Source organism: Paraburkholderia elongata, assembly GCF_013177735.1.
Taxonomy (GTDB): domain Bacteria; phylum Pseudomonadota; class Gammaproteobacteria; order Burkholderiales; family Burkholderiaceae; genus Paraburkholderia; species Paraburkholderia elongata.
Genome location: NZ_WOEZ01000293.1, coordinates 54,317 through 74,121 on the forward strand (window position 1 = coordinate 54,317; position 19,805 = coordinate 74,121).

16 protein-coding genes are annotated in these 19,805 nt (G+C 63.2%); 7 read left to right on the forward strand and 9 right to left on the reverse strand.

What is annotated here, in order from left to right:
* Nucleotides 1–79: 79 nt before the first annotated feature.
* From GNZ13_RS47760 to iolB, 7 genes are all read left to right on the forward strand, one after another.
* Complete coding sequence (locus tag GNZ13_RS47760) at nucleotides 80–1,126, forward strand: sugar ABC transporter substrate-binding protein (RefSeq protein WP_172178107.1); 1,047 nt, start codon at nucleotides 80–82, stop codon at nucleotides 1,124–1,126.
* A gap of 201 nt (nucleotides 1,127–1,327) precedes the next feature.
* Nucleotides 1,328–2,494: an ABC transporter permease gene (locus tag GNZ13_RS47765; RefSeq protein WP_172178109.1), complete on the forward strand. Its 1,167-nt coding sequence runs from the start codon at nucleotides 1,328–1,330 to the stop codon at nucleotides 2,492–2,494.
* Nucleotides 2,495–2,507: 13 nt separating this feature from the next.
* On the forward strand, nucleotides 2,508–3,332 hold the full coding sequence (locus GNZ13_RS47770) for an ATP-binding cassette domain-containing protein (RefSeq protein ID WP_172178111.1): 825 nt from the start codon (nucleotides 2,508–2,510) through the stop codon (nucleotides 3,330–3,332).
* 65 nt (nucleotides 3,333–3,397) lie between these two features.
* Nucleotides 3,398–5,464, forward strand: coding sequence for a bifunctional 5-dehydro-2-deoxygluconokinase/5-dehydro-2-deoxyphosphogluconate aldolase (locus GNZ13_RS47775; protein WP_172178113.1), 2,067 nt, complete (start codon nucleotides 3,398–3,400; stop codon nucleotides 5,462–5,464).
* Complete coding sequence (iolD, locus tag GNZ13_RS47780; protein ID WP_172178115.1) at nucleotides 5,461–7,434, forward strand: 3D-(3,5/4)-trihydroxycyclohexane-1,2-dione acylhydrolase (decyclizing); 1,974 nt, start codon at nucleotides 5,461–5,463, stop codon at nucleotides 7,432–7,434. Before GNZ13_RS47775 ends, iolD begins: the two co-directional genes overlap by 4 nt.
* A gap of 10 nt (nucleotides 7,435–7,444) precedes the next feature.
* Nucleotides 7,445–8,368, forward strand: coding sequence for a myo-inosose-2 dehydratase (gene iolE / locus GNZ13_RS47785; protein ID WP_172178117.1), 924 nt, complete (start codon nucleotides 7,445–7,447; stop codon nucleotides 8,366–8,368).
* Nucleotides 8,365–9,165 carry a 5-deoxy-glucuronate isomerase gene (gene iolB, locus GNZ13_RS47790; RefSeq protein ID WP_172178119.1) on the forward strand — a complete coding sequence of 267 codons (801 nt, stop codon included), beginning with the start codon at nucleotides 8,365–8,367 and terminating at the stop codon, nucleotides 9,163–9,165. Before iolE ends, iolB begins: the two co-directional genes overlap by 4 nt.
* A gap of 929 nt (nucleotides 9,166–10,094) precedes the next feature.
* Here the strand turns inward: iolB and GNZ13_RS47795 are convergent.
* The 9 genes from GNZ13_RS47795 to GNZ13_RS47835 all read right to left on the reverse strand — a co-directional run.
* Nucleotides 10,095–12,443 carry a hypothetical protein gene (locus tag GNZ13_RS47795; protein WP_407945714.1) on the reverse strand — a complete coding sequence of 783 codons (2,349 nt, stop codon included), beginning with the start codon at nucleotides 12,441–12,443 and terminating at the stop codon, nucleotides 10,095–10,097.
* A 537-nt stretch (nucleotides 12,444–12,980) separates the two neighbouring features.
* Nucleotides 12,981–13,694, reverse strand: coding sequence for an ABC transporter ATP-binding protein (locus tag GNZ13_RS47800; protein ID WP_172178121.1), 714 nt, complete (start codon nucleotides 13,692–13,694; stop codon nucleotides 12,981–12,983).
* Nucleotides 13,691–14,443: an ABC transporter ATP-binding protein gene (locus tag GNZ13_RS47805; RefSeq protein ID WP_172178123.1), complete on the reverse strand. Its 753-nt coding sequence runs from the start codon at nucleotides 14,441–14,443 to the stop codon at nucleotides 13,691–13,693. Before GNZ13_RS47805 ends, GNZ13_RS47800 begins: the two co-directional genes overlap by 4 nt.
* Nucleotides 14,440–15,678: a branched-chain amino acid ABC transporter permease gene (locus GNZ13_RS47810; RefSeq protein ID WP_236002519.1), complete on the reverse strand. Its 1,239-nt coding sequence runs from the start codon at nucleotides 15,676–15,678 to the stop codon at nucleotides 14,440–14,442. The genes GNZ13_RS47805 and GNZ13_RS47810 overlap by 4 nt, the downstream gene beginning before the upstream one ends.
* 43 nt (nucleotides 15,679–15,721) lie before the next feature.
* Complete coding sequence (locus GNZ13_RS47815; protein ID WP_172178125.1) at nucleotides 15,722–16,660, reverse strand: branched-chain amino acid ABC transporter permease; 939 nt, start codon at nucleotides 16,658–16,660, stop codon at nucleotides 15,722–15,724.
* A gap of 4 nt (nucleotides 16,661–16,664) precedes the next feature.
* The gene (locus GNZ13_RS47820; RefSeq protein ID WP_172178127.1) at nucleotides 16,665–17,114 is read right to left on the reverse strand and encodes an acyl-CoA thioesterase; all 450 of its coding nucleotides are present in this window, start codon (nucleotides 17,112–17,114) and stop codon (nucleotides 16,665–16,667) included.
* A 3-nt stretch (nucleotides 17,115–17,117) separates the two neighbouring features.
* Nucleotides 17,118–17,648 carry an NUDIX domain-containing protein gene (locus GNZ13_RS47825; RefSeq protein WP_172178129.1) on the reverse strand — a complete coding sequence of 177 codons (531 nt, stop codon included), beginning with the start codon at nucleotides 17,646–17,648 and terminating at the stop codon, nucleotides 17,118–17,120.
* A 166-nt stretch (nucleotides 17,649–17,814) separates the two neighbouring features.
* Entirely contained in the window at nucleotides 17,815–18,846 is a 1,032-nt protein-coding gene (locus GNZ13_RS47830) for a threonine aldolase family protein (protein ID WP_172178131.1), read from the reverse strand.
* Between the two features lie 297 nt (nucleotides 18,847–19,143).
* Nucleotides 19,144–19,805, reverse strand: a 662-nt coding sequence (locus tag GNZ13_RS47835; RefSeq protein ID WP_236002516.1) for a YbfB/YjiJ family MFS transporter, incomplete at its 5' end; no start/stop codon positions are given.

Below are 19,805 nucleotides of genomic sequence, written 5' to 3' on the forward strand. Positions count from 1 at the left end.
GCATGCCGCAACGCACGCAATCGAAAGGCCGCCGCCAGACGCTCCCTTCAATAACGACAGACCGAGAAAGGTGGAGACAATGAGACTTTGCAAGGGCAAGGCTACGCTCAGGATTCTGGTGACGGCGTTGACGTTGACGATGGGATTCGGTGCGGCGTCGGCCGCCCGCGCGGCTGACGCTCACTTCGTGCTGATCAGCCACGCGCCGGATTCGGATTCGTGGTGGAACACCATCAAGAACGCCATCAAACAGGCCGACGAAGATTTCAACGTCGAGACCGACTACCGCAATCCGCCGAACGGCGACATCGCCGATATGGCGCGCCTCGTCGAGCAGGCTGCCGCGCGCAACTACGACGGCGTGATCGTCTCGATCGCCGACTTCGACGTACTCAAGAGCGCGATCGCCAAGGTCACTGAGAAACACATCCCGCTCGTCACGATCAACTCGGGCACTGAGGCGCAAAGCGCGCAGCTTGGCGCGATCATGCACGTCGGTCAGCCTGAATACACCGCTGGCAAAGCGGCGGGCGAAAAGGCGAAGGCAGCGGGCATCAAGTCGTTCCTGTGCGTCAACCATTACGCGACCAACCCTGCTTCGTTCGAACGCTGCCGGGGCTTTGGCGACGCAATCGGCGTCGACTTCAAGTCCTCCACGCTCGACGCCGGCCAGGACCCGACCGGTGTGCAATCGAAAGTGAGCGCGTATCTGCGCAATCACCCGAACACTCAGGCGGTGCTCACCCTCGGTCCGCTGTCGGCAGCGCCGACGATCAAGGCGCTGCAGCAGATGGGTCTCGCCGGCAAGGTCTGGTTCGCGACATTCGATTTCGACAGTGACATCGCGAAGGGCATCCAGGACGGCACGATCCAGTTCGCGATCGACCAGCAACCCTACCTGCAAGGCTATATCCCGGTCGCCGTACTGGCCATCGTGAAAAAGGAACACACCACAGATCCGGCGAAGATCCGCCAGTTCCTGGAGGCAAATCCGAAATTCCAGCAACGCCTCGCCACCTACGGCCTGGCGCCTGCCTATGGGCCGCGCAATATCGGTTCCGGTCCGGGCTTCATCACCAAGGCCAATATCGACAAGGTGGTCAAGTACGCCGGGCAGTATCGCTAACGCATTTCGCTGGAAGTACGGACACGGGAGAACCGTTCCGGCAGGTATGAAGAAAGTGGACGCGGCCGGCCGCAACTGGCCAGGCCGCCCCACGCCTGCGTTCACCACGTTTTACGTGCATCACGCGCCATGCGGTCCGATTGCGGTTCGTTAATAGTTCGTTCGCGACTGCCATCCCCGGGCGCATCAAGGAGAGCTTCAATGGGCGTAGCCAACCCCTTCCACCCTCATCCCCGCAAGCAGCCCCCTTCCGGCACGGGGACGTCCAGCGGTGCACCCGCGGCGGCCGATGAACGTGTGCGCCAGGAATCGTGGTTCCGGCATCTGCTGAACCGTCCGGAATTCGCCGCCCTCGCCGGCACCGTGATGGTGTTCCTCGTGTTTGGCGTGGCGGCCGGCAACTCCGGCATGTTCAACCTCGACGGCGTGATGAACTGGTCGCAAGTGGCCGCGTATCTCGGCCTGATCGCAGTCGGTGCGTGCCTGCTGATGATTGCCGGCGAATTCGATCTGTCGATCGGTTCGATGATCGGCTTTTCGGGCATGATGGTCGCGCTGCCCACGATGTACTTCCATTGGCCGATTGCCTTGTCGATCGTGTTCGCGTTCGCCGGATCGATGCTGCTCGGCGCGCTCAACGGCTATCTGGTGATGCGCACGCGGCTGCCGTCATTCATCGTGACGCTGGCGTTTCTGTTCATCCTGCGTGGGCTCACGCTGGCCCTGTCGGTCATGTTCGCCGACCGCACGATCATCTCCGGCGTGGGCGACGTCGCCGCTCACGACTGGCTCGCCCATACCTTGTTCCAGGGTGTCGCGTTCAAGGGCCTGTTCGTCTGGCTCGGCCACATCGGTGTCGTGAAACTGCTCGACAACGGCAATCCGCTCGTGCCTGGCATTCCGAAAGTCCTGCTCTGGTGGTTCGCGCTTGCCGCGGTCTGCGCGTTCACCCTCGCCAAGACCCGCTTCGGCAACTGGATTTTCGCGGTCGGCGGCGACGCCAACGCGGCGAAGAACGTCGGCGTGCCGGTGCGGCGCGTGAAGATCTCGCTTTTCGTGTTGACCGCGTTCTGTGCGTGCCTGTTCGCCGTGCTGCAAGTGTGCGACATCGGGTCGGCCGCGGCCGACCGCGGGCTGCAGGCCGAATTCGAAGCCATCATCGCGGCGGTAATCGGTGGCACGCTGCTGACTGGCGGCTACGGCTCGGTGATCGGCGCCTGCTTCGGCGCGCTGATCTTCGGCGTCGTGCAGATCGGCATCACCTACACGAACGTCGACTCCGACTGGTTCCGCGTGTTCCTCGGCGTGATGCTGCTGATCGCCGTGCTGTTCAATCACTACGTGCGCCGCCGCGTCGCGCAGTCGTAACGAGGAGACGACCATGTCCGATACGAATACCGTGAACACTGCGGCTGAACCGCAGGAAGACGTGATCCTCGCGCTCGAAAACGTCAGCAAGTACTTCGGCCAGGTCATCGCGCTGAGCGGCGTGACCTTGCGTCTGAAGCGCGGTGAAGTGCATTGCCTGCTCGGCGACAACGGCGCGGGTAAGTCGACGCTGATCAAGACGCTCGCCGGCGTGCATCAACCCTCCTCCGGTCAATATCTGGTGGATGGCAAACCGGTGCGGTTCGATTCGCCGAAAGACGCGCTCGATCTCGGCATCGCCACCGTCTATCAGGATCTGGCGCTGGTGCCGTTGCTCTCCGTTGCACGCAACTTCTTCATGGGACGCGAGCCGCAGAAGAAACTGTTCGGCTTTCTGAGGGTGATGGACCTCGAAACGAGCGCTACCACCGCACGCGACAAGCTCGCTGAGATGGGCATCAACGTGCGCGACCCGCATCAGCCGATCGGCACCATGTCTGGCGGCGAGAAGCAATGTCTGGCAATTGCGCGGGCGATTCACTTCGGCGCGCGCGTGCTGATTCTCGACGAGCCGACCGCCGCGCTCGGCGTCAAGCAGAGCTTCAACGTGCTGAAGTTGATCCACACGGCGCGCGCGAAAGGCATCTCGGTGATCTTCATCACGCACAACGTGCACCACGCTTATCCAATCGGCGATTCGTTCACGCTGCTCAATCGCGGCAAATCGCTCGGCACGTTCACGAAGGACACCATCAGCAAGGACGAAGTGCTCGACATGATGGCCGGCGGAGCCGAAATGCAGAAGATGATCGGCGAGCTCGACGGCGCGACGATCTGATTTATTCGCGCGGGTTTCCGGCGCTTGTTACGCCCGAGCCCGCGCTCAGCTATTCAGGAATATTCATGGATCATTCCAGCACATCCAGCAGAACGGGGATCGTGAACGGTAACGGGCCCACGTCCGCTTCGGCGGCTACGCCGAGCTGTTTCGCGCCGGACCGCAGCCGCGACATCGTCTGTCTTGGCCGCCTCGCAGTCGATCTGTACGCGCAGCAAGTGGGCGCACGACTCGAAGACGTGTCGAGCTTCGCGAAGTATCTCGGCGGTTCGTCGGCGAATATCGCGTTCGGTTGCGCGCGGCTCGGGCTCGCATCGGCGATGCTGGCTCGCGTCGGCAACGATCACATGGGCCGTTTTCTCACCGAGACCTTGACGAAGGAAGGCTGCGACGTCAGTCATGTCCGCGTCGATCAGGAGCGCCTGACCGCGCTCGTTCTGCTAGGTCTGAAAGATCGCGATACGTTTCCGCTGATCTTCTATCGCGAGAACTGCGCGGATATGGCGGTGGATGAAGCCGATTTCGATGAGGCGTACATTGCGTCATCGAAAGCGCTGCTGATTACCGGCACGCACTTTTCGACCGAGCAGGTGAACCGTACGAGCCGTCGCGCGCTGGATTACGCGCGACGCAATAATGTGCGCACCGTGCTCGATATCGATTATCGCCCTGTGTTGTGGGGTCTCACGGACAAGGCGGATGGCGAAACCCGCTTCGTCGCGAGCGAAGGCGTGACCGCGCATTTGCAGCGCATTCTGCCTTTGTTCGATCTGGTGATCGGCACTGAGGAGGAGTTCCGCATCGCCGGCGGCAAGACCGAGCTCGTCGAAGCACTTGCGATGGTGCGCGCCGTGACACCGGCCACACTAGTTCTGAAGCGCGGGCCGATGGGCTGCCAGATCATCGACGGCAAAGTGCCCGCAACGCTTGATAATGCGCCGATTCATGGCGGCGTCGAGGTGGAAGTGTTGAACGTGCTCGGCGCGGGCGATGCATTTGCATCGGGATTTCTCTCCGGATGGTTGCGCGATCAACCGCTCGAAGCTTGCGCGCGTGCGGCGAATGCCAGCGGCGCGCTGGTCGTCTCGCGTCACGGCTGTGCGCCCGCGATGCCGACGCCCGCCGAACTCGACTACTTCCTTCGCGAAGCCAAGGCCGATCCGCAACGCATGCGCCGCCCCGACCGCGATGCGACGCTCGCACGCCTGCATCGCGTCTCCCCTGCCCGCAAACAATGGGATGAAGTACTCGGCTTCGCGTTCGACCACCGCAACCAGTTCTTCGAACTCGCGCAGCAGACCGGCGCCGACGAAGCGCGCATCGCGAAACTGAAGGGCTTGTTCGTCGAAGCTGTCGCGCAGACGGAAACCGCCTTGGGTTTGCAAGGCCGCATCGGCATATTGAGCGACGACCGCTACGGTCAGGACGCATTGAACGCAGCCACCGGCCGCGGCTGGTGGATCGGCCGGCCGGTTGAGCTACCCGGCTCCGTGCCGCTCGTGTTCGACCACGGCCGCTCGATCGGCACAACGCTGATCGCGTGGCCGCAGGGACACATCGCCAAGTGCCTCGTGCAATTTCATCCCGACGAACCGGTCGAACAACGCCTCGAACAGGAAGCGCAACTGCGTGCGCTTTACGACGCGACGCAAGCGAGCGGCCACGAATTGCTACTCGAAGTGATTCCGCCGAAGCACGCCCATCTGCCGCAAGCACCGGACATCGTCTATCGCGCGTTGAAGCGGCTATACAACATAGGCATCTATCCGGAATGGTGGAAGCTCGAACCGATGGACGCCGAACAATGGCAAGCCGTCGACGCGCTGATCGCCGAGCGCGATCCGTACTGCCGTGGCGTGGTGTTGCTCGGGTTGTCGGCGGGAGTCGAGCAATTGAACGAGGGATTTCGCGCAGCGGCACAATCGGCGACATGCCGGGGCTTTACCGTGGGTCGCACGATTTTTCACGAGCCGAGCCATGCCTGGCTCGCCGGTGAGATCGGCGATGACGAACTGATCGCACGGGTGCGCCACACGTTCGAAACGCTGATCGCATCATGGCGTGCGACGCGCGGAGCGACAAGCACGCAGTTCACCACGGCGAGCCACGCACATCAGGAGCAGGCGGCATGAATCAGCGCGTATTGCATCATGACGCGGCGTCCGCCAACGACGCCACCCAGGCACACGCACCATCGGGCGGCACCGTCCGCTTGACGACCGCCCAGGCGCTGGTTCGCCACCTCGCAGCGCTTCGCGTCACGACCGAAGACGGCACCGGCACCGAGCCGCTCTTTGGCGGCGTGTTCGCGATCTTCGGGCATGGCAATGTGGCGGGAATGGGCGAGGCCTTGTATCAGCATCGCGAAGCGTTGCCCACACTGCGCGCCCACAACGAACAGGCGATGGCGCACAGCGCGATCGCCTATGCGAAGGCGCATTTCCGTCGCCGCATGATGGCCGTCACGACTTCGATCGGCCCCGGCGCGACCAATCTGATCACCGCAGCCGCGCTCGCGCATGTGAACCGTCTGCCCGTGCTGCTGCTGCCCGGCGACGTGTTCATCTCGCGCGCGCCCGATCCGGTGTTGCAGCAGGTCGAAGATTTCCATGACGGCGGTGTCTCCGCCAACGATGCATTCAAGCCGGTGTCGCGCTACTTCGATCGCATCGTGCATCCGGCACAGTTGCTCAATGCGTTGCCGCGCGCCTTGCGTGTGCTCACCGACGCCGCGTTGTGCGGTCCCGTCACGCTCGCGCTGCCTCAGGACGTGCAAGCGCAGGCATGGGATTTCCCTGCCGACTTCTTTGCGCCGCGCGTCGTTACGTTTTACTCCCCTGCGCCGCGCGCCGAAGAAATCGACGCGGCGGTTGCCCGTCTGCGCCGCGCAAAGCGGCCACTGATCGTCGCGGGCGGCGGCGTGCTCTATGGCCGCGCGACCGATGCGCTGCACCGCTTCGCCGCCGCGCACGGCATTCCGGTGGCGGAAACGCAGGCCGGCAAGGGTTCGCTAGCGTGGAACGATCCGTTGAACGCCGGCGCGTTGGGTGTGACCGGCTCGCCTGCCGCCAATGCGCTCGCCCACGATGCCGACTGCGTGCTGGCGATAGGCACACGCTTGCAGGACTTCACCACCGGTTCGAACACATTGTTCACGCAGGCCGACGTGATCGGCATCAACGCGAATCCGTTCGACGGCCTCAAGCATCGCGCGCTGGCGGTCGAGGCCGACTCACGTCTTGCACTGGATGCGCTCGCCGAGCCCCTGCAAGGCTGGCACGCGGACCGCACATGGACCACGCGCGCGCACAAACTCGCGGCGAGCTGGCGCGATACCGTGAGCACGCTCACGCATGCGCCGCAACGCGACACCGTGCTGCCGTACGAAGGCGACGTGATCGGCGCGGTGCAGCGTTCGAGCGCGCGGTCCGCGATCGACGACATCGTCGTATGCGCGGCGGGAACCTTGCCGGCCGAATTGCACAAGCTATGGCGCGCGGGCAAACCGGGGGCGTATCACGTCGAATACGGCTACTCGTGCATGGGCTATGAGATTGCCGGCGGCCTCGGCGTCAAGCTTGCGCGGCCGGCGCGTGAAGTGATCGTGATGCTCGGCGACGGCAGCTATCTGATGATGAACAGTGAGATCGCGAGCTCGGTGATGATCGGCACAAAGCTGATCGTGGTGGTGCTCGACAATCGCGGCTACGGCTGCATAAACCGCTTGCAGCAGGCCTGCGGTGGCGCGCCATTCAACAACTTGCTCGACGACTGCATGCAGGGCCCACTCGGCGCACCGAGGATCGACTTCGCCGCCCATGCGCGGGCACTCGGCGCGCAGGCCGAGCACGTCGAGAATATCGCCGAACTTGAAAGCGCGCTGCAACGTGCGCGCGCCGCCGATCGCACGTACGTGATCAGTATCGACACCGACCCCGCCCGTACCACTGACGACGGCGGCTGGTGGTGGGAAGTCGCCGTGCCCGAAGTATCGGCGCGCGACACCGTGCGCGCCGCACGTTCGCAATACGACGCGCAACTCGCCGCACGCTCTGCGCCCGCCGATCCCAGCGACCGCCCCGGCCGCATCGACAACGAATGAGGAAGTCCGCATGACTGCTTTCGACGTACGTATCGGCATCAACCCCTTATCGTGGATGAACGACGATCTGCCTTCGCTCGGCGGCGAAACACCGCTTGAGGTCGCGCTGACCGAAGGACGCCAGATCGGCTATCAGGGCTTCGAACTCGGCAACAAATTTCCGCGTGAGCCGCAGGCATTGAAGGCGCTGCTTGCTCAATACGATCTGGCCTTGGTATCCGGTTGGTACTCCGGACGACTCGCGCGGCGCAGCGTGGAGGAAGAAATCGCCTCCGTGGGCCCGCATCTCGAACTGCTGGCACAGAACGGCGCGACGGCGATGGTTTACGGCGAAGTCGCCGATTCGATCCAGGGTGCACCACAACCGCTGTATCAACGCCCGCGTTTTTTTAGCGACGCTCAGTGGGCCGCGTACGCGGCGCGCGTCGACGAATTCGCGCGCTATACGCTGAGCCGCGGTGTGCGGCTTGCCTACCACCATCACATGGGCGCGTATGTCGAGACGCCGGCTGACGTCGATCAGTTGATGTCACGTACGAGCGATGCGGTTGGCCTGCTGTTCGACGCCGGGCATATCACCTTTGCGGGCGGCGATCCGCTCGCCGTACTCGACAAGCACATTGACCGCGTGTGTCATGTGCACTGCAAGGACGTTCGACCGGCGGTGATGAAGCTGGCGCGCAATCGCAACTGGAGTTTTCTCGATGCCGTGATCAACGGCGCATTCACTGTACCGGGCGATGGCGCGGTGAACTTCCCGGCGATCATCGATCGATTGAAGCGGCATGGTTATCGCGGCTGGCTGGTGGTTGAAGCGGAACAGGATCCGGTGGTCGCGCCGTCGTTTGAGTATGCGCAAAAGGGATATCGGACATTGCGAGCATTGGTCGACGCACCGCTCGACGCGGGTGGCGCGACGCAGGAGGCAGCATGAGCTTATTGGTGAAGGCGCAGCGCGAGGGCCAAACGATCGCGCGGGTGACGCCGGAGTCGGCGTGTTGGCGGTATGTGGGGTTTGCCGCTTACCGGCTGGGCGAGAATGAGGTTGTGCATGTATTCGAGCCGTCGCGAGAGGTTTGTATTGTGGTTCTCACGGGCGCGGTGGATATTGAAACTGCTGACAACACATGGAGTTCGGTGGGTTCGCGCGATAGCGTGTTCGAGGATTCCGCGCCGTATGCAGTGTATTTGCCGCCTGGCGTGCGGGCGACGGTTCGCGCCTGCCGCGATGCAGAGGTTGGCGTGGCGAGTGCGCCTGCCAAGGGTGCGTATCCGGCGAGGTTGATCGAGCCTTCTACGATGAAGCGCTCCACGCGCGGGAAGGGGTTAAATACGCGATACGTATACGATATTCTTCCGCAGACTGAGCTTGCGGAGTCTTTGCTGGTGGTTGAGGTTCGGACGCCTGGGGGGCATGCGTCCAGCTATCCGCCGCATAAGCACGATACCGATAATGTGCCTCATGAGAGTTCGCTCGAAGAGACTTACTATCATCGGCTCGATCCGCCGCAGGGGTTTGCTTTTCAGCGTGTGTATACCGATATGCGTGATATCGATGAATCGATGGCTGTTGAGGATCACGATGTCGTGATGGTGCCGCGTGGGTATCATCCGGTTGTCGTTCCCTACGGGTATGAGTCTTATTATTTGAATGTTATGGCTGGGGGGCAGAGGGTTTGGCATTTCCGCAATGATCCGGCGCATGAGTGGATTATTAATAAGGATGGTTAAGGTTTTTTCCTGCGGAGCGTTTTATGTCTGTTCGCCTACGGCGTTGGCCTTTCGTTGATTTGTTTGCCTGCGCGGCGCTTGTTGTCTGCTTGCCTATGGCGTTGGCCTCTCCTTGAATTCTTATTGGTTTATTAGCGTCGCCCCTGTGCGGGGCAGGCACCTACTTTTCTTTGCCTGCCGCAAAGAAAAGTAGGCAAAAGAAAGCGGCTCGAACCCCCTGCTAAGCGGGTCCCCCGCACAGTCGCCGTAGTGGTGCATCTGGAATCCGTGCCCTCGCACATTCGACGTGAGTGACAAAGGGCTCATCAGCTCCCACTCCGCACTGCGTGCGTCGCGGACGGGGCTTCCAGAGAAACCGGGGGCTTCGTTTGGGCGTGGTGGGAGCCGTCGGCTTCGCCTCGGCGAAATGCCGAATGCCGAATGCCGAATGCCGAATGCCGAATGCCGAATGCCGAAGGCGAGAGTACCTCGGGATATTCGAAGTATTGCTTCTCGACCTCCGGCTTATCACCATGTCGAACAAGCTCGAAATTTCGATTCGCACCTCGAATAAAGGACCGAAGTGTTAGTGGCGATTGGCGTTATGGGCGCCGAGCCACCGCGCCGAATGAGCCGTGAGCGCGAAAACGACCGAATGGTTCTATGAATTACCCTTCGGCGCGCGCAGCGCCGCCGGAAGTATGACGCCCTTGTCACGTGCGCCGAATGTGCGAGGACACAGATTCCAGATGCTCCACTACCGCTACTGCGCGGGGGACCCGCTTAGCAGGGGGTTCGAGCCGCTTTCTTTTGCCTACTTTTCTTTGCGGCAGGCAAAGAAAAGTAGGTGCTTGCCCCGCACAGGAGCGACGCTAATAGACCAATATCAATTCAAGGAAAGGCCAACACCACAGGCGAACAGACAAAGCGCCGCGCAGGCAAAAACCCCGCTATTTCCTAGCGGCGAGATCCACCTCCAATCCCCCATCCTCCCCCATCCTCACAGTCCCTTTGGAAACATCCCTCCGATACCCATAAAGATCAAACTTCATCACCCCACGATTGGAACTATCTTTAATAAAAGTCCTGGCATTCGTGACCAACGAATTAAACATCTTCACATCACCCGATTCGATCCAAACAAAACTCTTCGCCGCCCCCACAGGCGGCCTCGCAGCAACAACAGAACTATCGCGCTTGAACTTCAACACCAACCCTTCATCAGTCACCGTGGCACTCGCCAGCCGCCCCTGCAAAACCGGCGGCGGAAACACCGTAGTTTGATCGAACACCAACTCGTTGCCCTTCAGCGCCACCCCCTTGCGCGTAAAGGGCGTCAACGACGCCAACGGAATATCCAGCGCCCGCAACAACCCCGCCTGCGGCACCCCTAGCACCTTCACCGAAGTCGGTTCATAAACAAGGTGCCGCTCATCCTTGGCCACGATCGTGCCGCTCATCGTCGTGGGCAGCCACACGCCAGGAAAGTGATTCCATAACTTGATCCCGCCCGTCACCTCCAACTTGCCGTCCACCGGCTTCAACTGCAAATCGTTCAGCGAACGCGGCTCATAGTCGAGCAGGTAATCGTTGAACAACGCCGCCATCGCAGGCCACGGCTCGACCACTTCGCCGCCAATAATCCGAATGTCGTGCTGGTCGGGGTCGTCGAGATCGACCGGTTGACCCGGCTTCTTCGGCACCATCTGCGCATCCAGCGAACGTACATGAAAGCCGATTCGGCCCGATACGTAGAAGTCGACATTCTCGACGTGAATCAACGGCGCAGGTCCCGACGAATGCCGCTCGTCGCTGATCGCGGAGCCGGGTGTCGCCATGCTCTGACCGGAAAACGCCGCTCGTGTGCCGACCGGGATTGCGCGTGCAACCGACGCGGTCCGCAAAGTCTGCGGCACGTGTTGCCACACGAGGCGCGCCCGCGCGAGCGACGTCTGCTGCGCACGAATGAAGCTGTCGTTAAAACGCGCACCCGCGCTGCCCATCTGCATCGGCACATCTTTCGCAGCGCTGGCTAGCGTCGTATATGACGGTAGGTGCACGTCCAATGCGCCCGCCTCGTCGAAGGTGAAGTAGCCGGCCGCCATCTGGTCGCGGTAGTGGTACAGGTCGAACACAAACGGCGCGTTCGTATCGAGCGGCGTCAGTGCCATGTCGATGTTCATCGGCACCGAACGCATGAACTTCACGTCGCCGCCCTGCACCAGCATGCCGCGCGGCGGCATCGTCGCGGGCCAGTCGATTTTCTGGACCGTGTGGTCGTCGAGCGTGAAGCGCACGCCCGCAGAACTGGTGTCGATCCTTGTGATCGTCATGCGCAACGCGGGCGGCGGCGTGAGTTTGGCCACCTGCATCACGACGTCGTCGCCGTCGAGACGCGCGATCGGCGTGTCCACTTTCAACAGGTCGGCCATCTTCACGTGCGCGGCCTGCATCAGCTTGTCGGCGCCGACGCCGGCCACTTCGACGTGGTTGGCATGGAACACGAGATCGTCGGCGTTGCGCATCGACAGCGATCCAGTCAGCACGATCGGCACCCATGTGTCGCGATGCATTTCGCCCGTGATGCGCAGGGTGTCGCCGTCTTGCGGCACGACACGCATATTGCGCAGCGGCGAGCCCTGATACTGGAACAGGTAACGGTCGAAAATCGCGGTGAGCTTGGCGCTGTCGAGCGTGACCTCGCCGCGGTGGACGTTGATCGTCACGCTGGTCGGATCGTCGAACACGATCGGCTGACCGGCATGCGTCGAGGCCAGCGTCGCAGCCATGTCGTGAATCATGAAGCCGATGTCGCCGGTCACGCGAAAGTCGACGTCGCGCGCGAACATCAACGAACCGTCGATGCCGGAATCGCGCAGCGTCAGCGGACGGCTACGCTTCTCGGTCATGCCACTTGCAGATGGCACACGTCCGGCGACATTCTGTTCGGCAGCCAGTTGTTTGGCTTTGGCAAGTTCAAGCGTGGGACGCGAAGCGGAGGCAGGTTGATCGGCGCTCGCGGCGGCGGCGCTGTTCGTGGCGTTGGCGGCACTGGCGGCGTTGGCGGCGAGTCCCACTTCCAGCTGCGATTTTGCGGTCAGCGGACTATCGTTGTTGCTCACAGCGTTCGCTGGCGCGCTCGTTTGTGTCGACGGTGCGGATGCCGCATCGCCCGTCGTCGAACTCGCGTCGGCGCATGCGGACATCAGCAGTGCGGCCGTCACCAGTGCGGCGCCCGCCCCGGCGCGCGTACGCCACGTTTCTCCGAGCGGTGATCGCGCCATTCGAAGCGGCAGCATCCTTTGAAGCGGTCGCGGCAAGGCCTTCGCCTGTACGCCGTCAGCCGACTTTCCGCCCAATGCGCCTGTCTGTTTCATGATGTCTCCTCCTGAAGCCGCGGCACGTCTTTCGCGCGTCCGGCACGGCATGGTCCGTCGCACATACGCCGGCTTTAAACACCATGCCGCCGTTGCGCGCCTTTGACCTGATTGTCTTGATTTGTCGGCGCGTTGCCGACAAGATTTCTGGAGGACGCTCACCAAACGATCAAGCGTTTGAATCGCTACAACGAGTCATTGGAAAGCCCCACGCATCGGGCTTGAGCGGCTTACGCGCAAACGGGATTCAAACGGCATCCTGAAAGCGATTTGGGCGCGCAACGAGGTGTGCGTGCATCGCGCAGCGCACGACATGCACATCAGGACAGCAAAATGGTCACAAATGCGAATGCGGCGCTGCAATAAAAAGCGATGAAATGCCTGCCAGTTGATTGGGGACGTGGCGCACGTTGAAGCGCTAAAGACGGAGCAATCGAGGCCAGCTACGGTACACCTGGGCTACCCCACGCCGAGCCACTCCTGCATCACGTCCGGCCGCTTCGCAAACGACGCGAGCGCGCCATCGAAGACAATTTCGCCATGCCCCATCACCGCAACCCGACTGGCGATGTCTTGCGCAATCACGAGCCGCTGTTCGATCAGCAGCATCGCCACGCCACGATCACGCAGCACCCGCAGACACTGCGCAACCTGCCCCATCACCTGGCTGGCCAGCCCCTCGCCGGGTTCGTCGATAACCAGCAGGTCGGGGTCGCCGAGCAATGCCCGGGCGAGCGTCAGCATCTGCTGTTCGCCGCCCGATAACGCGCCGGCGCGCGTGCGTTTTCTTTCGTGCAGGACGGGGAACAGTTCGTAGGCGTCGTCAAAGGCAAAGCGCGGGATGCGTCCACGAGCGCGCGGCGCCACACCGAGTTGCAGATTCTCGTGGACGCTCAGCGTCGGAAAGACGTCGCGATGTTCAGGCACGTAACCGAGCCCCAGGCGGGCAATCTCGAAGGTGCGAAGGCCGCCGAGCGCATGGCCGGCGAAACGCAGCTCGCCCTCGCTGCGCACGAGGCCCATGATCGCGCGCGCCAGCGTCGAGCGTCCGGAGCCGTTGCGTCCGACCAGCGCAACGACTTCGCCTGCCTCGATCTGCAGCGTGACGCCGTGCAGGGCCTGGCTTGCGCCATACCAGGCGTTCAGTTGTCGAATGTCGAGCAAAGCGGTCATGTGCGCAAACCATCGCCAAGATAAGCGGCGCGCACCGTCGCATCCGCGCGAATCGCCGCCGGCGTGCCGGTCGTGATGATGCGGCCTTGCACCAGCACGGAAATCCGGTCGGCGATCGCGAACACGGCGTCCATGTCGTGCTCGACCATCAGCAGCGTGCGGCCCGCGGTGGTCGCGCGAATCAGTTCGATGGCGCGCGCCGCTTCGGCGCGGTTCATGCCGGCGGTAGGCTCATCGAGCAGCAAGGTGTGCGCGCCGCCCGCGAGCGTGAGGCCGAGGTCAAGCGCACGCTGCTCGGCATAGCTGAGTGTGCCGGCCTGTATATGCCGGCGCGCGCTCAAGCCCACTGCTTCGAGCACCTGCTCGGCGCGCGCCTCGACCGTGCGCGAGCCGCTGAAACGCTGCCACCAGCGCGTGCGGTGACGCTCGGCCAGCATGGCCGCGCAGCGCAGATTGTCGAACACGCTGAGGCGGCCGAACACGCTGGTGGTCTGGAAGCTGCGCGCGAGGCCACGGCGCGTGATCGCGGCCGGCGCCAGACGCGTGATCTCCGCGCCGAACAGATCGATGCGCCCAGCGTTCGGCCGTGCGCCCCCAGCGATCAAATTGAAGAGCGTCGACTTGCCGGCGCCGTTCGGCCCAATCAATGCATGGCGCTCGCCGGGCTCGACCGCCAGATCGACGCCACGCAGAATCTGTGTAGCGCCGAAGCGTTTTTCGATGCCGTAGACCGCGAGGGCTGGGATCATCGCGCGTCTCCGGTGATCGGCGTGGCGCTGACGCGAACGGCGAGACGTGCTTGCGCGCGAAGCGCGTAGTGCGCAGCGAGTCCCCCTAGCGCGGCCAGCATGAACACCGCAAGGCCGAGCCAAAGATGCGGCGAGGCCCTCTCCAGCGATACGCTGACGACATTGAAAACCGCGCCATCATCCGTGCCGAATTGCACGGCGTACGCCCACTGCACCGCGAGCACGACGGCCAGCGTCCACAGCACCGCTGAGGCCGTGCCCCAAAGATACGTCTTGCTGCACACGCGCCAGCCGTAGGCAGCGACGCGGGCCGTGTGCCGCTGCATGAAACCCGCCAGTCCATCCGGCGACGCCACCACGACCACGATGAAGAACAGCCCCAGATAGAACAGCCAGGCCCGCGTCACGCTCGCCACTGCGACGCTGAAAAACGTCAGGACGATCGCACCCGCGACCGGCCCAAAAAACGCCGCGGTGCCACCGATCACCGTCGCGATCAGCACGGCGCCCGAGCGCATCATGCCGACGCTTTCCGTCGACACCAGTTCGACATTGATCAGCCCCAGGGTGCCTGCGATACCCGCAAAAAACGCCGACATCACCACCACGCCATAGCGGATGCGGCGCGGATAGCAGCCGATCGCCGCGGCACGCGCCGGGTTGTCGCGCACGGCGTTGGCAAGCCGCATGAACGGTGTGCGCGACAGGGCGAACATCGCCACGCTCGCCAGCACGCACCACAGCGCGATCAGTGCATACGCCTCGCGCGCCGGGCCGAAGCTCCAGCTTGCGAGCATCGGCCCACTCGCGCGATCGATCGGCACGCCGGCCTCGCCGCCGAACCAGTCGGGCAGCGTCCATGCCGCCGCCGCGACGAGTTCGCCGATGCCGAGCGTGATCATCGCGAAAGCGGTCCCGGCACGCCGCGTCGATACAAAACCAAACAGGACCCCGCACAGCGCACCGCAGATGCCGCCGATCAACGGCAGCAGCACCAACGGCACGCCAATGCGGTTGAACACTTGCGCCGCGATGAGCGCGCCGAGGCCGGAATAAGCGGCATGGCCGAAGGACAGCAAGCCGGTTTCGCCAAGCAGCAGGTTGTACGAGAGCGCGAACACGATCATCGTCGCGGTCTGCGCAAGATAGGCGAGCAGCCAGCTTTGCGGCCAGACCAAGGGCGGCACGACGAGGAACAGGACGAGTGCGAGCCATGGCGCGAAGCTGCGCAACATCGAGCGAGACGGGGCTGCCAGCACGGTGAACGTTTCGAGCGGCTCACGCATGATCGTCACGCCGTCCGAACAGTCCACGCGGGCGCAGCGCCAGCATCGCGACAAGCAGCAGGTAGGGAATCAGCGGCGCGAGTTGCGCAAGCGTCAGCGCGTCCCATGCGTCCGGCAGCGCGCCTCCGAATACCGCTATGAGATCGCCCAATGACACGTCGCTCGCCACCGCAAAGGTCTGCACGCAACCGACGATCAGCGACGCCGCCAGCGCCCCGCTCAACGAGCCCAACCCACCGATCACCACCACCACGAATACGATCGAGCCGAGCGACTCCGCCATCGCCGGTTCGATCACGAAGAGCGGCGCGCCGATCACGCCGGCGAGAGCGGCGAGCGCTGTGCCCGCCGCGAACACGCCGGTGAATACACGCGGCACATTGTGGCCAAGCGCCTCGACGGCGCTCGCATGCGTGAGCGCGGCGCGCACGATCAGCCCCGCCTTCGAGACGCGCAGCACCGCGTAGAGCACCGCTAGCATCGCCAGCGACACCGCCATCATGAAGGCCCGATAGCGTGCGAAGGCCGCACCGTACACAGTGAACAACGGCCCGTCGAGCGCGGCCGGAACAGTCGCGCTAAGCGGACTCAAGCCCCAGCCGAGCTTGACCAGTTCGCCGAGCAGATAGGCGGCGCCGAACGTCAGCAGCAATTCGGGGAGATGACCATGCACACGCACACGGCGCAGCAGCCAGCGCTCCAGCGCCGCGCCGATCAAGCCGACGATCAGCGGCGCAATCACCAGCGCGCTCCAGAAACCCGCATGCGCGGCCACCGAGAAGCCGACGTACGCGCCGAGCATATAGAAGCTCGCGTGCGCGAAATTCAGCACTCCGAGCATGCTGAAAATCAGCGTCAAGCCCGCCGACAGCATGAACAGCAGCAGGCCGTAACTGACACCGTTGAGCAGATTGATGGCAAATGACTGCACGCGCCTATTCCGCCTGCACAGCGACGGTCAGCGGTTCGAGCGCCGCCCGCAAGTCGCCGGGCAACGGCACCGGACGGCGCGTGACGCGATCCACATACACGTGCACGAAATGGCCTTGGGCGGCGGGTTGATCTTCGCCCTCCTTGAAGAGGCCCACTTCGTAGCGCACGCTCGAAGTGCCGAGCCGCACCACCCGCAAGCCCGCTTCGACCCGCTCCGGAAACACCAGCGGCGCGAAGTAATTGCAATGCGTCTCGACCACGAGGCCGATCGTCGCGCCGTGCTCGAAGTCGAGCACACCTGCGCGGATCAGATACTCGTTCACCACCGTGTCGAAGTAGCTGTAATAGACGACGTTGTTGACGTGGCCGTAGACGTCGTTGTCCATCCAGCGTGTGGTGATCGGCAGAAAATGCGGGTAGGCGCTGCGCGTGGCGGGTGCGGGGTTGTTCATCACTTATTGCCCCGGCTTTTCGACAAACTCGAACGGCAAGCCGCGCCGCCGCATCCATTCGCCGAGCGCCTGACCGGTGCCCGCACGCCATGGACGCAATTTGGCGGGTTCGATCAGCCGGTATTCGAGCAATTCCGGCGACAGCGCGACCGTCCCGTACGCCTTCACGTGATACGCGATGATCAGTTCGTTTTTGCGGATGAATTCGTACACGCCGATCAACTCGACCGTCTCCGCGTGCAGCGAAGTTTCTTCCAGCACTTCGCGGGCGATACCCTCTTCCGGGGTCTCGCCGTTTTCCAGAAAGCCGGTGATCAGCGCGAACATGCCTTCCGGCCATGCGGCGTTGCGCGCGAGCAGGATCTTGCCCTCGTATTCGACGATCGCTGCCACCACCGGCAGCGGATTGTTCCAATGGACGTAGCCGCATTCCGTATCGGGACAGGTCTGGCGGATCCGGCCGCCTTCATGTTCAGCATCGGTGCGCTCAATCAAAGGTGTAGCGCAGCGCGGACAAAATCGGTATTCGGTCATGGCGAGTGGGTCGTCTCTTATGTTTTGTGCACGGCGTTGTTCAGCGTTGAATGTCGCGCTGTGGCTGGTTCAGCACCTGATGCGCGGTTTTGTTTGTACGCCTGGCTCCAGCTTCCGGTTCAAGTTCACCGTTCCGGCCGGGCCCAGGCGCGCAGTCGATGCGGATTCAGGCCATGCACAACTCGCGCACTTCCGCAGCGAAACGCTCGACGGTTTCCGGCTGCGTGTCCCAGGCGCACATCAGCCGGCAGCCGCCCGCGCCGATGAACTCGTAGAACTTCCAGCCGCGCGCGCGCATTGCCTTGGCGGCCTGCGCGGGCAATTGCGCAAAGACCGCGTTCGATTCTCTCGGAAACATGATGCTTACGCCGGGGATTTCCTGCAACCGAGTTTGCAGCAATTCCGCCATCGCATTCGCATGACGCCCGTTGCGCAGCCAGACGTCGTTATCCAGCAGACCGAGCCACGGCGCGGAGATGAAACGCATTTTCGAGGCGAGTTGACCGGCCTGCTTCAGACGGTAGGCGAAATCGTCGGCGAGCGAGCGGTCGAAAAACACGACGGCTTCACCGACCGGCAAGCCGTTCTTGGTTCCGCCGAAGCACAACACGTCGACGCCCGCGCGCCACGTGATCTCGGACGGATGCACGTCGAGCGCCGCGACCGCGTTCGCAAACCGCGCGCCGTCCATGTGCACTTTCAGATGACGCCGTTTCGCGATCGCTGCGATCGCGCGCACTTCCTCGACGGTGTAGACAGTGCCCACTTCCGTCGATTGGGTCAGCGTGACGACCTTTGGCTTCGGGTAGTGAATATCCGCGCGGCGCGTGACAACCGCTTCGATCGCATCCGGCGTGAGCTTGCCGCCGACGCCCGGCGCGGTCAGCAGCTTCGAGCCGCCGGAGAAGAATTCAGGGCCGCCGCATTCATCGGTTTCGATGTGCGCGAGTTCATGGCAGATCACCGAGTGATACGACTGGCACAGCGACGCCAGCGCCAGCGAATTAGCGGCCGTGCCGTTGAACACGAAAAACACTTCGCAATCGGTCTGGAACAGATCCCGCAGGCGGTCGCAGACCTGGTTGGTCCAGGAGTCGTCGCCATAAGCCGGCTCGTGGCCGCTATTGTTGGCGGCGGTCAGCGCGGCGAGCGCTTCGGGACAGATGCCGGCATAGTTGTCGGACGCGAAATGTTGCATGGCAGGCGGCGCGCCCGGCGACAGGCGCGCTGAGATGACGGGAAAGCGGTCATTTTAGTGCGCCGGTGGGTTATTTGTTTTTCGGTTTGGTATTTGGCTCGCGGGCGGTTCGATAGGCCCGTGTTTTCGTTGCAAGGCGGGGGCCGAGCTTACGGTGCTGGCACTTGCACTTGCACTTGCACTTGCACTTGCACTTGCACTTGCGAGATCGGTTGACGCCGAGGAACGCACCGCATTGCTCAAAGCCGGTGCCGGTCGCCTCGACTACGCATCAGCGTGCACAGCCCGCAAAGGCCGTTAGTTGCAGCCGCAATCGGGCATGCGGCCGCGGCCACGCGGCATGCGCGCCACGATGCTCAGGCCGACCGCGCCCAGCAGCAACGCCCCCGCCGCCAGCCACAAAGCCGGCGAAAAAGACCCCGTGTGTTCGGCAATCGGCGCGGCCACCAGTGGGCCGACGATCTGGCCCACGCCGTACGCCGCGGTCGCATAGCCCATGAGGCCGGCCGCATTGTCGCCACGCAGACGCCGCGCTTCGCGCATCGCGAACAGGGTGATGGCCGTAAATGGCAAACCGATCAGAATGCTGCCGAGCGAGAAGCCGCCCGCCGTGGGCCAGACGATGCCGAGCGCAATGCCGCCGGCTTGCAGCACGTAGCAGGCGGCGAGCAGCGTACGGTTGTCCAAATGCACCGGCAGGCGTGCCGCGAGCAACGCCCCGACGATCAAAGCCGCGCCGAACATCGGCCAGAACAGATCGGGCCAGGACGACCCCGGCAGCGCGTGGCGCGCGATCACCGGCAGGAACGTCGCAGTGATGATGTAGCCGAAGCCGGGCACGCCGTAGAGCAGGATCAGCCAGAGGGCAGCGGCACGGTGGGGAGAATGGCTTGTGGGGGTGAGTTGGCTTGTGGGGGTGAGTTGGTTTGTGGGGGTGAGTTGGCTTGTGGGGGTGAGTT